The sequence below is a fragment of the Acinetobacter sp. YH12142 genome, assembly GCF_013418435.1.
Lineage (GTDB): Bacteria > Pseudomonadota > Gammaproteobacteria > Pseudomonadales > Moraxellaceae > Acinetobacter > Acinetobacter amyesii.
Window position 1 is genome coordinate 111733 of sequence record NZ_VPCB01000004.1, and the last position, 15657, is coordinate 127389.

The following is a 15657-nucleotide window of genomic DNA, read 5'->3' on the forward strand; positions in this document are numbered from 1 at the left end:
GGGAAAACGATATTCATATAATAAATGTGGTTATCACATAATATATGTGAGCTAAATATCCAAAAAAGTTAGGATATACGTCATAATACAGCCTAGATTAAAGAATATTTGTAAAGGAGCGTTGAATGCCACGTAAGAAAGAGGTCGTTAGTGGAACTTTCGTGAAATACGATGCGGTAGTTCTGGGTTCTGGCCCTGCGGGTGAAGGCGCTGCAATGAAACTTGCTAAATCAGGTAAGCGAGTTGCAATTGTAGATATGCGTGAACAGCTTGGTGGTAACTGTACCCATGTAGGAACAATTCCAAGTAAAGCATTACGTCAGACCGTTTCAAGCATTTTACGTTACCAACGTGACCCTATGTTCCAAAAAGTCGGTGAATGGAAACAGTTCACGATGAAACAGGTGTTACGTAATGCGCATAAAGTGATTCAACAACAAGTTGAAACGCATTCACGTTTTTATGACCGTAATAAAATTGATATTTTCCACGGCCGTGCGTATATCCAAGATCAAAACACTGTTTTGATTTTTAGCAATGAAGGTATGACGGAAACTTTAGTATTCCAGCAATTAGTGATTGCGACAGGTTCACGTCCTTACCGTCCTGCTGCTTTAGACTTTAATCATCCTCGCGTATTTGATTCAGACAAAATTTTGGATCTGGATTATTCAATCCAAAAAATCATCATTTATGGTGCAGGTGTGATTGGTTGTGAATACGCGTCTATCTTTATTGGTCTAGACCACAAAGTTGACTTGATCAATACACAACACAAATTACTCAGTTATTTAGACGATGAAATTTCAGATGCATTGTCATATCGTTTACGTGAGCAGGGTGTACTGATTCGCCACAACGAGCAGATTGATCATCTTGAAACACATGATGATCACGTGGTTCTTCACTTGCAAAGTGGTAAGAAAATTAAAGCGGATGCGATTTTGTGGTGTAACGGCCGTTCTGGTAATACCGATGGTTTAGGCCTAGAAAATGTAGGTATTAAACCAAACAGCCGTGGTCAATTAACTGTGAATGATCAATATCAAACTGAAGTAGAGAATATCTTTGCTGCGGGTGATGTAATCGGTTGGCCTTCACTTGCATCTGCTGCATATGACCAAGGTCGCTGTGCTGGTTCTAACATGAGCGGTGAAGAAGGAATTGCACCTGTAACGGATATTCCTACAGGTATTTATACAATTCCTGAAATTTCTTCGATTGGTAAAACTGAACAACAGTTAACTGAAGAAAAAATTCCGTATGAAGTAGGTCAAGCATCTTTCCGTCATTTGGCACGTGCGCAAATTACGGGCGACACCGTGGGTGAGCTTAAAATCTTGTTCCATCGTGATACTTTAGAAATTTTAGGTGTTCATTGCTTCGGTAATAATGCTGCGGAAATTATTCACATTGGTCAGGCCGTGATGAACAGCCCGAACAATACGATTAAATATTTCGTAGAAACCACATTTAACTATCCGACTATGGCGGAAGCGTACCGTGTTGCAACATTGAATGGTATGAACCGCTTATTCTAAGGTTAAATTTAACTTAGATTGTGCAATGAAAGACCCGTAAGTTTCGGCTTGCGGGTTTTTTATTGTTAGAATAAAGTGCATGAAAAATATACAAGCAATAAACTTATAATCATCAACATTTCCAACTCATTTTAGGTAACCCATGACGATCCGTTCAGTGACTATTCAAGGTTTTCGATCTATTCATCATATGAATTTGACCTTGTCGCGTCTGAATATTGTCAGTGGTCCGAATGGTTGTGGTAAATCCAATCTATATAAAGCTGTACGTCTCCTACATGAAGCTGCAAATGGCCAATTATCCCAAGCTATTGCAAATGAGGGCGGGATTCAAAAAATCATGTGGGCAGGTGGTCACCGTGCGGGTGATCGATCGAAAGACCCTAAGCGCATGAAGCTTGCTGTGGAGATGGAGCATTATGAATATCAACTTGAAATTGGTTTTCCTGAACCGCTCATCACCTTGTTTGCACTCGATCCTTTGGTCAAACTAGAAGGAATTTGGTTGAGCGGCTATCTACGTCGAAAAATGAGTGAGTTGTTGGAAAGAACCAACCAAGCGGCATTTCTTAAAAATGTTGATGAAGAACGGATTGCTTATCCGATGGCATTAACACCAGAAGAGTCGGTGTTTGGACAATTGTCCGATCCACACTTATATCCCGAAGTTTCACAAGTGCGTGAGACCATGAAAAACTGGCGCTTTTATCATGAGTTTTCAGTCAGTGGAAATTCACCGATCCGTGTCCCACAGGTGGGTATTCGTTCGCCGGTTTTAGCGCATGATGGCACAAATTTAGCCGCAGCCTTTGAAACTTTACGTGAGCGTGGCAACAGTGAAACCTTGTTTGAAGTACTAGAAAAAGCCTTTCCGCAGACCCAATTTTATGTGCAGGAAATGGGTGGGCGCTTTCAAATGATGATGCAAAAGCAAGGGATCTTAAGACCTTTGGAAAGTGCCGAATTTTCAGATGGGACTTTACGGTTTTTGTGTTTAGCTGTGGCTTTATTGAGTCCAAGACCCCCAAATTTTATGGCACTGAATGAGCCAGAAAATAGCTTACATCCCGATTTATTACCTGCCTTGGCGATGCTGATTGCCGAAGCAAGTCGCTATACGCAGCTTTGGTTGACCACACATTCCAATGAACTGGTTGAAATGATCAAACAGTATAGTGATGTGCAGCATTATCAACTAGATCAGGTCGAGGGGAAGACCGTGGTCAAGGGTGCAAGCTTAATCGATGAGGATTAGATTATTCCTTTAGCTATAGTTTTTTTGCTTAAGTTTAAAAAGGTAGAAAAGTTAAAAAAGCATAATAGCCGATAAAACTGCTTATTAAGCTAAACCAGACTGGCAGCTTGCTGCGAAGTAAAGCAATAACGACGGCAACAAATATAAAGTCCGTCCATTGAATGATGTATTTTTGGCTCATTTGAAATAGTAGACACAGTAATAGACCGACGACAGCTGCATTGATTATTTTTAAGGTGCCAAAAAGCATCGGGTATTTCATCAACTTATTCCAAAACGGTAATAAGCCAAACAATAATAAAAATGATGGTAAAAATATCGCCACAGTCGCGAGTACAGCATTTAAGAGTAGCACATCAGTCATGGGTAAAAGTGTGCCGAGATATGCGGCGAAACTAAACAAGGGTCCGGGCATGAGTTGTGCAAGGGCATAGCCTAAGTCAAAATTTTCATTACTGATCAGTCCTGTAGAGACAAAGTCCTGATGTAAAAATGGCAAAATAATATGTCCACCACCAAAGACGAGGGACGCTGTGCGGTAGAAGCTTTCTAAGCTGAAAGCCAATATATTGCTATGTTGTATATCGAAGAATGGCGGAACGAAAAAAGGGCTGATAAAGGCGAGAAGCCATAGCCAAGAGGTGCGAGTATTTTCATGTGCATTCTGGCTAAAATTGTCATGTTTGGGTGGAACTGTTTCGGCGATATTTGGCTTTTGGCTGCGTAATTGATTTGACGATAAAACTAAACCGATAATTGCAGCAGTTAAAATCACCAAAACTTGATTCAGAGAAAACTGAAAAAAATAAATAAAAATTGCAGCCAATAGCATGACTAAATACTGAAATTTTGTTTTACAAAAGCTTCGCGTCATTTGCCAAAACGCCCATGCAACCACAGCAAGGACGATTAACTGAATAACATGAAAGAATAAAGTTGAGAGTTGATTACTGAGTTTTAGACTTAAAGTGGCCGCAGCACACATCAGCAGGGCTGAAGGTAAAGTAAATCCTAACCATGCAAAACAAGCACCTTGATAGCGGTTGAGTTGAAATCCAATCGCCATGCCGAGCTGGCTACTTGTTGGGCCTGGAAGGACTTGAGCCAAGGCAAGCAAATGCACATATTCATGCTCCGTTATCCATTTTTCTTGTTTCACAAAATATTGAAAAAACAACACTAAATGCGCAGCAGGTCCACCAAATGCAATACACCCTAATCTTAAAAAGGTGAGAAAGATGACAAGGTTTCGTTGTGGTATGGACTGGCTCATGCGTTACCAATATTAAAAATCGAAATAAGGTTATGAATTTCTAAAGGATAAAATCTTGAATGTTAAAAGATTTTAAAGGTCGATTATTGCAGGAGCATGTAAGTCCTGCTTCAAATATATTCTGAAGCACTTTGCAGAGAAAACGATAATTGGATAAAGTGACATAGTACTGTCCCACATACACATGGCATCGGTTTCTGCCGCTGATTAGCATCAGCATTTACACATAAAATATTTTGTCTAAAAATGACTTCTCCAAAATCAGACACCTTATCAGAAATTTTGAGTGCCTTATTTAAGTGGTTGATGAGTGGCATTGCATCGTTACTTTCAATCATGGCATTTGCAGATGATCAGCTACCTGCTACACAAGCATTAGCAAGTTATGCAGATCAAAACAGTTGGCAGGACATTCAGCCCTATCTACCTAAAGAATACCATTTAACCGAAACGCAGCGCCCTAAAGAAGAGTGGTGGAATTGGCAGGGTCATACTGTTCACTTAGATACCTATCGAAATTCACAGGCAAAAGTGAAGGTGATTCTGTTTCATGGTGTGGGAACAAATGGTCGACAAATGTCGATGATTTTGGGTCAGCCTTTGGCACAGAGTGGCTATGAAACTATCGCTATTGATATGCCCGGTTATGGCCTAACTCAAGTCAAAAAGGGCTCTAAAACTCGTTATGATGATTGGGTTCAAGCAGGTAATGACCTCATTGAAGCCGAGCTACAAAAAGATCATCGTCCTATCGTTTTGTATGGGCTTAGTGCAGGTGGTATGTTGACCTATCACGTGGCGGCAAAAAATAAAAAGGTGAAAGGTATCGTCGGTATGACCTTTCTAGACACTTCAAATAAAACTGTGCGTGATCAAGTCTCTTTGAATAAATTTATGAGCCGCGTGGGCAGCCCACTGGCTCATGTGACAGCACATACACCATTTTCAGCATTGCCAATGCCGATGCGGTGGGTAAGTAAAATGCATCGCTTGGTGAATAATGACGCAGCATTGCAGGTCTTTTTAAAAGATAAAACGTCAGCTGGGAATAGTGTATCGGTTAAATTTCTAGATTCGTATTTATATTATAAAAATGACACGCCACCGGAGCAGTTTAATGTCTGCCCAATTCTACTAACGCAGCCTGAACAAGACCGCTGGACGCCTTTGGCTTTAAGTCAGCCATTTTTAGCACGGATTCACCAAGTTCCAGTCGATGTCGTGCTGTTGAAAAATGCAGGACATTATCCTTTGGAACAGCCGGGACTTGAGCAAATGGTCAATGCAATAGATGCGTTTTATCAAAAAGTCACGCAATAATCTGTTGAAAGCGTGATGCGTAATTCATACCAACATAGATATAAAAAAACCGCCAGAAGGCGGTTTTTTTATTGGGACTTTATCGTGGAAATATTTAAGCAAAATGACCATGTTGAAAATCATAAAATGCCTGGCGTATTTCATCTTCAGTATTCATGACGAATGGTCCATGTGCCGCAATCGGTTCATTTAAAGCTTCGCCACTTAAAATAAGCAGTTTGGTTGTTTCAAAAGATTTAAGTTTCAAGGACGATACTTGGTCACTCACATATAAAGTCTGTTTCGCATCAAAGCGTTGACCTTCAATTTCGATCGCCCCACTTAATACAAAAATCATGTTATTCCACTGTGGGTTGAATGAAAATTCCTGTTCAGCATTTGCATTCAAGCGCACATCCAATACATTCATCGGGCTAAAAGTTTCAGCTGCGCCCAATGTGTCTTCAAATTGGCCAGCAATGACGCGTACCACGCCAGCATTTTGTGCAAGTTTAACTTCAGCAATATTGGTTGTAGTCAGTTCTTGATAGCGAGGTTCAGTCATTTTCGCATGACGAGGTAAATTGACCCAAAGTTGTACCATGTCTAAATTTCCGCCTGTTTTGGCAAAATCTTTAGAATGATGTTCTTCATGCATAATGCCTCGACCCGCAGTCATCCATTGCACTTCGTCTTTGGCAATGCTGCCGTGATTTCCTTTAGAGTCAAAATGCTCCAATTCTCCTTCATAAACAATGGTTACTGTTTCAAAGCCACGATGTGGATGTGATCCAACACCACGTTGATGATGACTTGGAGAGAAGTGATATTGGCCGGTATAGCCCATAACGAGAAATGGACTGGTTTGATTGCTCATTTCTTGCATAGGGAGCATAGAGTTTGTTGGGAAGCCATCGCCCACCCAAGTACTACGATCACTATGATAAACACGTTTGATTGAATTCATAATTCAGCCCTCAATATATTGCTTCTGAGATCTATTATTGAGGTATAGTGAGGGAATGACAGGGCGAAAAACTCAACAGATTATTCTAAAAATGAAACAATCATGCAAAATTTAAATGACTATTACTACTTCGTGCAATTGGTGAAATACCAAGGTTATACCAAAGCCAGTGAAGCATTGGGTATTACAAAATCTAAACTATCACGCCGTATTACAGAATTAGAGACCCGTTTGGGTGTACGTCTGATTCAGCGGAATACGCGAAAATTTACTGTGACTGAAATAGGACAACAGTTCTATTTACATTGCTTAAAAATTTTAGAGGAAGTCAGCGAAACGGAAAATTTTGTGCTCAGTACGTTGAACGATCAACTCTGTGGCCAGATTAAAATTTCTTGTCCTGTGGCTTTGGTGGAAATGCCTGTTGCAAAAATGGTCACCGATTTTATGCAGCAATATCCAGACATCAGTGTGCATCTGATGGCGACCAATCATCGGGTTGATGTTATCGAGGAAGGCGTAGATTTAGCCATTCGTGTGCGTAATATGCCTTTATTGGATAGTGATTTGATCGTTCGAGATTTAGATGCTTGGGATCATGTTTTGGTGGCATCGCCACAACTTTTCTTCGAGCGTGAAATGCCATAGCAATTGGCTGATATTCAAAATTTTCCGTGTATTGGTTTTGACCGGCCTAAACATTTTTGGGATTTCCGACATCGTGAAAAAAGTGAAACTCAACAAATTGAATTTCATCCACGCTTAAGAACTGACAGTTTTAGTGCCATGATTTCTGCTGTTATTTCTGGCGTGGGAATCGCTTCTTTGCCCAAAGTGTTTGTACGTGATGCTTTAAAAAGTGGTGAGTTAATTGAACTGTTTCCTGAATGGCAATTGCCGCAAGGGGTCATCCATGTTGCATACGCGACACGACAAGGCATGCTGCCGGGTGTGCGTGCGATGTTAGATCATTTAATTTCAGGTTTTAAGGCATTAGATATAGATCATCCGTAATTTGAGCAGTGTTCTTATTGTTTTAAAATTTTAATTATTTGGAGTTATTGCTCAAACACGGATTTTACAGGGTTATTTATTTTTTATTGTTGGCATGAAGTTCAACATTAGTATGGTCGTCCTCCTGCTAAGCTAATTCGCTTTAATAAGCGGCGTTGGTCTGAAGGGAAAGGGCGGCGTGAGTGTAAAGTGGCTTGGTTATCCCAAAATACAATGTCACCTTCTTCCCATTGATGTTCATATCGAAACTCAGGTTTTAATAAATGTTCACGTAAAGATGCAATCAATTCACTGCCCGACTGATCATCGTAGTGAACCAATTCCACTTCAGATCGTTCATTTAACCACAGACCTTTACGGCCACTTTCTGGATGGGTACGTACAAGCGGATGTGGATAGGCATGTCCAACAATCGGTTGGTCTTTGAAACGGTAAAGCGGTGTAGCTCTATATCCCGTTGTGCCTTTATTATTTTTGGCACGGACAAATGGGTTGTAGGTAATGAGTTGAAGTTGGTCTAAATGTTTTTGTGTCGCTTCATTTAAAGCTTCATAGGCTTTAATGGTGTTATACCATGAGGTTTGTCCACCGTCTTGTGGCAGTTCAATGGCATAGAGTAATGAACCAAATGATGGCAGTGGAGTCCACTGATGATCTGCATGCGCAGCCAATTCACCATGTCCAGTATAGTCTCCTTTACCGACTGCATTTGACACAGGTACGACGTCTGGTGGTGTACCGGTATCATCTTGTGACGCCAGCACAGGAATATCTGCACCAGGACTGAAAATTGAACCGAAGTAGCTTGCAAACGCGAGATACTGTAAATCATCTAAACTTTGATGTTTAAAAATTAAAATCAAGTGTTCTGCCAGCGCTTGTTTTAAACGGTAGATGGTTTCCCCAGACTGTGCTTTACGCGCATCTAAACTATAAACCACAGCCCCCAAAGCTTGGTCATGTTGCGCTTCAATACGAATTTCATTGCCATCTTGAAATTGTTCTGCTTGATGCCAACGTGGAGCATCATGGATGGCTTGTGAAAGTTGAGTTAATGCGGTCATTTCATAAGTTCTCAAATTGTTCTTTATTGAGACTTAATCTATGAAAGAAAGTGCAGGTTGGAAAATTAAAAAATAAGCTAAGTTTATGAAAAAACTTATTATTAATACTAATATGTTGAAAATTCAGCTTTTATTGAATCGTGTAGAAAATAGCTAAAAAACTGCTGTTGTAGTGTTGATAAAACAGCAGTTTGGGGCGGAATTAAGATTTCAATACGTCTTTAATGCGCACAAAACGCTTGGTTAAAGTATTCGAATAATTCAGGCGTTTGGCTCCATAAGCCGATGGACAATGCCAACAAGGCCAGAATACTGATGCCAATACTGAGCCGGAACCACAGTGTTGAATTAGTCATGAATGACACTTTCCTCATTAACCATGAAATGTACCAATACTCCAAAAATACTCAGGACAATCGAAAAAATCCAAATGGCATTATAGTTACCGGTTATATCGTGGTTCACACCACCCAACCAACCACCAAAAAATGAACCGACTTGATGAGTAAAGAATACGATACCACTTAGCATACTGAGATATTTAACGCCAAACATATTGGCTACAATACCGTTGGTGAGCGGTACGGTAGAAAGCCATAGTAGACCCATAATGACGCCAAATGCATAGATTGTCCATGTGCTTAAAGGCAGCAAAAGAAAGGCAATAATGGCAATGCCACGTAAACCATACAGTCCCATTAACAGCTTTGGTTTGGAATATTTGCCACCGAGCCAACCTGCTGTGTAGGTGCCGACAATATTAAACAGTCCAACGAGCGCTAGGAAAATAGTGCCTGTAGTGGCATTAAAGCCATGATCGATTAAATATCCCGGAAGATGGATGCCAATAAACACCACTTGGAAGCCACAGACAAAGAAACCGAGTGCTAGAAACCAAAAGGGTTTATGCTCCCAAGCCAATTGCAAAATTTGTTTAAAAGTCAGAGAGGCTTCATGCGTATTGGTTGCATTTGGTGCAACATACATTGGTGCTTTTAGCATCCAAGCTAAAGGAATAATAAGTGCAATTAAAATGGCGCTGAGCACCAAAGCCGACGACCAACCAAATTTTTGCAACAACAGTAATGTAGAGGGCAGCATAATGAACTGACCAAAAGAACCTGCTGCACTGGCAATACCCATGGCTAAACTACGTTTTTCTGGATGCGCTGCACGACCTACGGCAGAAAGTAATACTGGAAAAGATGTGGCTGAGAGGGCTAAACCCAGGATTAAACCTGCACTTAAATTAAGCAGTAAACCGGTAGAGCTGATGGCCATGAGTAATAGTCCGAGGGCATATAATGCACCACCGACGGCGACCACGATCTTACTGCCATATTTATCTGCAAAAGCCCCAGTAATCGGCTGCACAGCACCCCAAATTAAGTTTTGCATGGCAATGGCAAGGCTAAATACGTTATGTCCCCAACCAAATTCATCACTCATCGGCACGAGATAGAGGCCAAATGCATGACGCACCCCTAAAGACAATGCCAAAATAATTGCACTGCCAATGAGCATGTAAATCAGGGGCTTCGAGAAACGAGTATCAGACATACAGCAGTCTACATTCTTTAAATTTAATCCAATGGTATTCGAATAAACGCAGAGTTGCGATTAAATTTAATTCACCAAACAATAAATTTTTTTTATAGGTAACTATGGATGAATAAAGGAAATTGACACAGCGGAAATTCAAAAGTGTTTAAAAGAGATTGAAAAGGTATCTCAGAATAAAAGACCATATAAAAGCCAATAAAAAAGACGACCGTAGTCGTCTTTTATATATGTTATTTATTAGAAACGCATACCGATACCTGCATATGCAAGGATCGGGTTTACTTCAATATCCGCTTTAGATTTGATCAGTTCGCCGTGTGTCGCATCTGTAACGGTAATGGTTGTTTCATTTTGAAGGTGTGCATAGCTAACAGAACCTACAGCAAACCATTTGTCATTGAAGTCATAAGTAAAACCAGCTGTCACAACAGGAGCAAAAGCATCAGAAGCTTCTAACTCAACTTTTGGATTTGCCTTACTTGGTTTTCCTTCTAAAGAAGCGCCTGCATTACCTTCTTTAATGTTGGCAATCATGTGACCTGCGGCAATTAAATCTTTCTCAATTTGTGGATTCATTTCCAACTCATTGAAGTAAGCATACATCACGCCTAGACCCACATAGGGACGGAATTTATTGACGCCAGTTTTACCGAAGTGATATTGGATTTCAGCAGCCGGAGTCCATGCACGTGCAGAAGCTGCTGCACCATGTGCGCCTAAGTCGGTAATGAAAATATCATTTTCAAGTTCAAGATTTCCCAGTGCACCGCCGAGTGGTTTTGCAATGGCAGAAAATGGTGCATAAATTTTCCCTGAGCCTTGTAAATCAACTTTTGGCGGAATACCCGCTTTCATTTCTAGTGATACATTGTCAGTGAAGAAATAGTTGGTCATGATCCCAAGCGTGGTGACGTCGTCTGCTTCAAGACCTGTCCCTGGATTGTCCCATTGTTCAAGTCCTGAAATAGTGGCTTTACCACTCATTTCAGCAGGAACAGTGTCCAAAGTATTTAGCGCAACTTCTAGTAGGGGCGGAACTTTGTACCCTTCTCGAATATTGTCTTTTACTGTTTGTGATTTAACTTCGCCAACATCTGCCTCATAGCCTTCATTGATGGCAGTATTTACACGGAATGGCTGTGCTTTACCTTGTGGCATAACATGTAGAGCACCAACAGAGACAGAAAAACGTTTGAAGCCATCGCCATCTTTTAAACTAAAATATGGTGAGTCTGCATGACTGAGCATAGGTAGGGCAGCCATAGAAGCAGCAATGCACAATACACTTTTTTTCATTTTAAAGGACTCCATGTCCGTAAATTGATAATAATTTTTCTAAGTGCCCATTATTCAAAATTAGTGCGTAAAAAATGTTATAGAAAACAAGAATAAACGTAATAGTCCTGTAACATTCTTGATGATTTGTATTATTTGAAGACTTTAATTAGGTATTTGTGTAAAAAAATCGAACATTTTTGAAATTTAGAAATGGTTCTATCTATTTGTATATATTCAATATTTATTGACATAAGTGACAGTGTATTGGTTGATTTGGGTCAATAAAATAGTTTAAAACGACCATATTCAAAGCACTTTTTTGTGCTGTTGTCCTCTATAGATATAAAAATTCATATCTAATCATTGGGTCTTTATATGTCAATCGTGGCTAATCTCTCAAAGCCTTTTACACCAAAACCATTTTTTTTGTACAATAGCGCCAGATTCAATTGAGTTATTCGTATGAGTACGCAAAACCCTCCCAAGAAAAAGGCTTTAGTCAATTTGCCTTTTCCGATTAAAAAAGCTGAAGATAATGCTTCGGATGAAATCTTTGAAGATATGCGTCCAAAACCTCAGCGTTATGCTGACCGTACTTGGATGCCACCACGCGGTACACGTCGTTCGATGGGTAAGCGTTAAAAGATTTAAATAAAAAAGCCATGGTACAAACCATGGCTTTTTTATTGCAAATTATTGATGTTAATTGCGTATTTCAGACTGAATTCTTCGGTCTTTATTGAGATAATACTTTTTCTTCTGACGATACATGTCCAAATCGGCACGTTTAAGCATATCGTCCATCCGCTCATTCAGCTCATTGGTGGCACAGCCAATCGAGATACTCATCGGTTGATTAGAATAAAATTGGTTATCGACCAATAACAACTCATTCAAACTTTGTAAGCAGTTTTGCAGCGCCGCATCATCTGCACCAGGTAATAGAATGACAAATTCATCACCGCCAATGCGCGAAGCAGAATAGGGCGTATGCTGAATAAGTTGGTTTAAAATGTTGCCCAGACGTCTGAGGATACTGTCACCAGCATCGTGCCCAATACTGTCATTGAGTTCTTTTAGTCCATTTAAATCAATAAAAATACAAGAAACAGGACGTAATTGATTGCGTTCGAGACGATTGAGTTCTGCGATATAAAATGAACGGTTATAGAGTTTGGTCAGGACGTCATGTTTACCTAAATATTCAAGATAATTTTCAGCCTTTTTACGTGCGGTAATATCAGTCAGAGCAACCTGCACGGTGCTCCAGTCGTCGAGATAATCAGGAAATACGGTAAATTGCAGCAAGACATGGCGAATACTGCCATCAAGTGCATAATTTACGGCTTCACGTTGATGATGTAGATTGCCATTCCAAAGTTCAATCAACTGTTCTTTAAAGGTTTGCAGCATTTCTTTGGCAAACACTTTATGTACATTTTTGAGCAATATTTCTTTGTTCTGAGCGCCAAATAAATCAAGCGTGGCTTGATTGACGTCAACGATCAGTATTTCCTTAATACACTCTTGTACAAAATCGGGGTGAACATCCAAAAATGTCACAAAATCTTCTATACCTAAAGCGCGAAGTTGATCTAATTTTATTTTAATCCGGCTGAAATCTTCGACCCAAAGAGAGGTCGGAGAATAATGAAAACGCGCTTCTGCCAAATGACGACTTTGTTCTTGTAAACGACAAGCTTCGGTATAAGAAGTGATATCTTCAGTCGTAATTAAGACGGCAGATAAATCCTGCTCATGACTCGGTAGCACGATGCCCTTCAGTTGAATGTCTAGGCGTTGTCCACTGAGCGTATAGTTCACGGCAGAATGGGAAAAATGCGTTTCACCATTCCACAATGCAACCAACTCTCTAATGTGTGTTTGACACATCTCCGCCTGAAAAACGAGATCAAGGTTTTGACATAAATGTTCAAAGTCACGTGCTTGATACAGTTCTAACGTTTTTGTATTGACCTGTAAGATTTTTATTTTTCTTGCACATTGCAGAATACGTGATTCATCTTGTTGAAGAAAAGTGGAGAGATCCTGCACACCTTGCTGACGCCAGAGATCAAATTGTTTTTTGACTTCACTGTAATCTTCAAGCCACATGGCAATGGGGGATAGCTCAAAAAAAGGAGAATCTAGCATGTCTATTTTATGTGCTCATCATTCTTTATGATAATTACAATATGTAGTATAAGACGAAAAAAATGATATTAAAATAATGTGATATGTAAAATAAACTTTATTTTTAATGTGACTTAAGTCGCTAAAAGTCATTAATCCACATTAGATTAAAAGCCAATGTAGACTTTGGCTTTTTTGGGGGGAAATGTGGTGAAAATAGTCTTTAGCGGCTGGCTTTACGAGCTTTATTTTCAGGCTTTGGTGCAGCGATTTCACGTTCAGCTTTCCAAACATCAATAAAATCTTTTTCATTAATATTGTACAGTTCAAGTAGGGCTAAAATGACACCGCCAAACATCATTGGGCCTTCTGAGTTGCTTTGAAACTCAAATATTTTCCCATTCAGGGCATGCAAAATATCTTCAATTTCAAAAATACGGTCACGACCATTGCTATCTGTCGGGTACATTTGGGTATTCAGCACAATTTTCGCAAGACTTTTTTCATTATCTGTTAAGGCCAGAACATCAACCAATTCATCTGCCGAAGGTGCAAAAATTACTGAGTCTTGAAAAATTGTATGTAGAAGTTTCGAAGTAAGTTTAGGTAAAGCTTTTTCAACGAAAGGACGGAATGAAATTGGAAAAATAACATTTCTGGAAATCCCCTTAAACATGGGAGCAATTTCTTCAACTTTATAGCCAGCGACACCACAGCCAATCGACGTAATGAAATATTTGGTCTTGGGATGATTCTTGGTATAGATTTTAAAATCATCAACATAATGTTGAATCTGAGACAATGGCATTTGTTGTAAATGCTCATTCATTGTTGGAATCGCAAAACTTTGACCTGCCCATCCACGACCAATACCATTCATTGCACCAAAATGCTCTAGTGCGGTACGCGCTGCACCGCCAGCATGTCGACCTGCCATATTGCTGCCAAAAACAAAAATGGTATCTTCAGCTAAGTTTTTAACAATACTTTCGTCATGATATTGATAAGTCATAAAGTTTGATCTGTGGCGTCCTTTTATTCATGTTGCAGGTGAAATTTAGCTAGGTCAAGTATCTATCTTGGTTAAATGAACGCTTTATCTATAAGTTTTTTAGCCTAAAGAGTTTCTTTAAAAAAAATTGGCTCAATCAGGTGCTTTATATTTATGAAGATGACGAAAAAATCTAGAAACACATACTAAATAACCCGAATCGCGGATAAGAAATAAACTTGAAAATAAGAAGACTAGAGCCATCAGTTGAGTTACCACACAAAACTCACAACTCTAGTCCTAATGTTCAATAGTACCGAATTATTCTGCGTAATTGATGATTTCTTTCTTAAATTTGAAGCAACTTATTGGAACTTTCTCAAACAAAATAGCCATTCTTTAAGAATCAGACGTGCTCATCTGACGATCTCAGAAATCTGCTTTATTGCCATTTGGTATAAATGTTCTTATTTCAGCAATTTCAAAGCCTTTTTCACATGGTTAAAAGAAGATAAAAGACATTTGTTTAAAAGCTTACCATGTTACCAACGGATGATTCATCTGATCAATATGCACCAATTAGCAATACATGCTTTACATGTGGCTCTGATGAAAGGTCAAAATACCCAATATTTGTGGATTGATTCAACGACTTTGCCAGTCTGTAAAAATCAACGTATTCAACGCCATAAATCATTAGCTCAAATAGCATCTCGTGGTAAAAGCTCGATGGGCTGGTTTTATGGCTGTAAGCTACATATTGCGATGAACCCATTTGGTGAAATCGCTTGTTTTGCTTTATCAAATGGGCATATAGCTGACATAAAAATGGTTGAGCAATTGGCTGACGGCTTAGAAGCAAAGCTATATGGAGATCGTGGTTATATCAGCCAGGAACTAAAAAGCAGGTTAAAAGATCAAGGTATTGATTTAATTACTTACCATCGAAAAAACATGCAATCCATCCAACTATCTGCATCAGATGAATATCACTTAAGACAACGAAATAAGATAGAAACGTTATTCAGCTTATTGAAAGGACAATACAATTTAGTGACGAGTAAAGCTCGTAGTATTCATGGATTTCTGAGTGGGATTTACGCATCGTTATGTGCATATCAACTTAATCATCAAAATAAACCAACAATTCAAATTATGGAATCATTGGCTTAAGCGGGATTCGGGTTAAATAAAGATTAATTCTGTCTGTAAGAGACTTTGGCTTTTTACATAAATTTAGCGTTGTTTTGTGCAACTTTGCCCTCATAATAAAGCCATA

Annotated in this window: 13 protein-coding genes and 1 pseudogene; 6 read left to right on the forward strand and 8 right to left on the reverse strand. The window is 39.4% G+C overall.

The annotated features are described in order from the left end of the window. Positions 1-125 precede the first annotated feature (125 nt). Positions 126-1541, forward strand: a complete 1416-nt coding sequence (gene sthA, locus FTU77_RS05140; RefSeq protein WP_078190237.1) for a Si-specific NAD(P)(+) transhydrogenase — start codon at positions 126-128, stop codon at positions 1539-1541. Between the two features lie 142 nt (positions 1542-1683). Beyond that, complete coding sequence (locus tag FTU77_RS05145) at positions 1684-2796, forward strand: AAA family ATPase (protein WP_180055041.1); 1113 nt, start codon at positions 1684-1686, stop codon at positions 2794-2796. Between the two features lie 34 nt (positions 2797-2830). On the opposite strand, the gene chrA is transcribed toward FTU77_RS05145, so the two are convergent. Beyond that, positions 2831-4069, reverse strand: coding sequence for a chromate efflux transporter (gene chrA, locus FTU77_RS05150; RefSeq protein WP_180055043.1), 1239 nt, complete (start codon positions 4067-4069; stop codon positions 2831-2833). 336 nt (positions 4070-4405) lie between these two features. On the opposite strand from chrA, the gene FTU77_RS05155 reads away from it, so the two are divergent. Next, complete coding sequence (locus FTU77_RS05155) at positions 4406-5389, forward strand: alpha/beta hydrolase (RefSeq protein WP_257223581.1); 984 nt, start codon at positions 4406-4408, stop codon at positions 5387-5389. A 94-nt stretch (positions 5390-5483) separates the two neighbouring features. Here FTU77_RS05155 and FTU77_RS05160 read toward each other — a convergent pair whose 3' ends face one another. After that, positions 5484-6335 carry a pirin family protein gene (locus tag FTU77_RS05160; RefSeq protein ID WP_180055046.1) on the reverse strand — a complete coding sequence of 284 codons (852 nt, stop codon included), beginning with the start codon at positions 6333-6335 and terminating at the stop codon, positions 5484-5486. A 102-nt stretch (positions 6336-6437) separates the two neighbouring features. Here FTU77_RS05160 and FTU77_RS05165 point away from each other — a divergent pair. Continuing rightward, positions 6438-7349, forward strand: a pseudogene (locus FTU77_RS05165) (LysR substrate-binding domain-containing protein). Between the two features lie 107 nt (positions 7350-7456). Here the strand turns inward: FTU77_RS05165 and FTU77_RS05170 are convergent. From FTU77_RS05170 to FTU77_RS05180, 4 genes are all read right to left on the reverse strand, one after another. Continuing rightward, a complete protein-coding gene (locus FTU77_RS05170) occupies positions 7457-8413 on the reverse strand; it encodes a TauD/TfdA family dioxygenase (protein WP_180055048.1) in 957 nt (318 codons plus the stop codon). Positions 8414-8634: 221 nt separating this feature from the next. Continuing rightward, positions 8635-8769 (reverse strand): hypothetical protein, encoded by a 135-nt coding sequence (locus FTU77_RS15965; RefSeq protein WP_257220694.1) that lies wholly within the window; start codon positions 8767-8769, stop codon positions 8635-8637. Beyond that, complete coding sequence (locus FTU77_RS05175; protein ID WP_168379181.1) at positions 8762-9973, reverse strand: MFS transporter; 1212 nt, start codon at positions 9971-9973, stop codon at positions 8762-8764. The genes FTU77_RS15965 and FTU77_RS05175 overlap by 8 nt, the downstream gene beginning before the upstream one ends. Before the next feature lie 240 nt (positions 9974-10213). Continuing rightward, positions 10214-11272, reverse strand: coding sequence for an OmpW family protein (locus tag FTU77_RS05180; protein WP_180055050.1), 1059 nt, complete (start codon positions 11270-11272; stop codon positions 10214-10216). 444 nt (positions 11273-11716) lie between these two features. Here FTU77_RS05180 and FTU77_RS05185 point away from each other — a divergent pair, with 444 nt between their 5' ends. Further along, the gene (locus FTU77_RS05185) at positions 11717-11896 is read left to right on the forward strand and encodes a hypothetical protein (protein ID WP_078190224.1); all 180 of its coding nucleotides are present in this window, start codon (positions 11717-11719) and stop codon (positions 11894-11896) included. A gap of 60 nt (positions 11897-11956) precedes the next feature. On the opposite strand, the gene FTU77_RS05190 is transcribed toward FTU77_RS05185, so the two are convergent. Together FTU77_RS05190 and FTU77_RS05195 are read right to left on the reverse strand one after the other, a co-directional pair. Then, complete coding sequence (locus FTU77_RS05190) at positions 11957-13414, reverse strand: sensor domain-containing diguanylate cyclase (protein ID WP_180055198.1); 1458 nt, start codon at positions 13412-13414, stop codon at positions 11957-11959. Positions 13415-13610: 196 nt separating this feature from the next. Further along, the gene (locus FTU77_RS05195) at positions 13611-14399 is read right to left on the reverse strand and encodes a hypothetical protein (RefSeq protein ID WP_180055052.1); all 789 of its coding nucleotides are present in this window, start codon (positions 14397-14399) and stop codon (positions 13611-13613) included. A gap of 282 nt (positions 14400-14681) precedes the next feature. Here FTU77_RS05195 and FTU77_RS05200 point away from each other — a divergent pair, with 282 nt between their 5' ends. After that, positions 14682-15551, forward strand: coding sequence for an IS982 family transposase (locus tag FTU77_RS05200; protein ID WP_180055200.1), 870 nt, complete (start codon positions 14682-14684; stop codon positions 15549-15551). Positions 15552-15657: the final 106 nt, after the last annotated feature.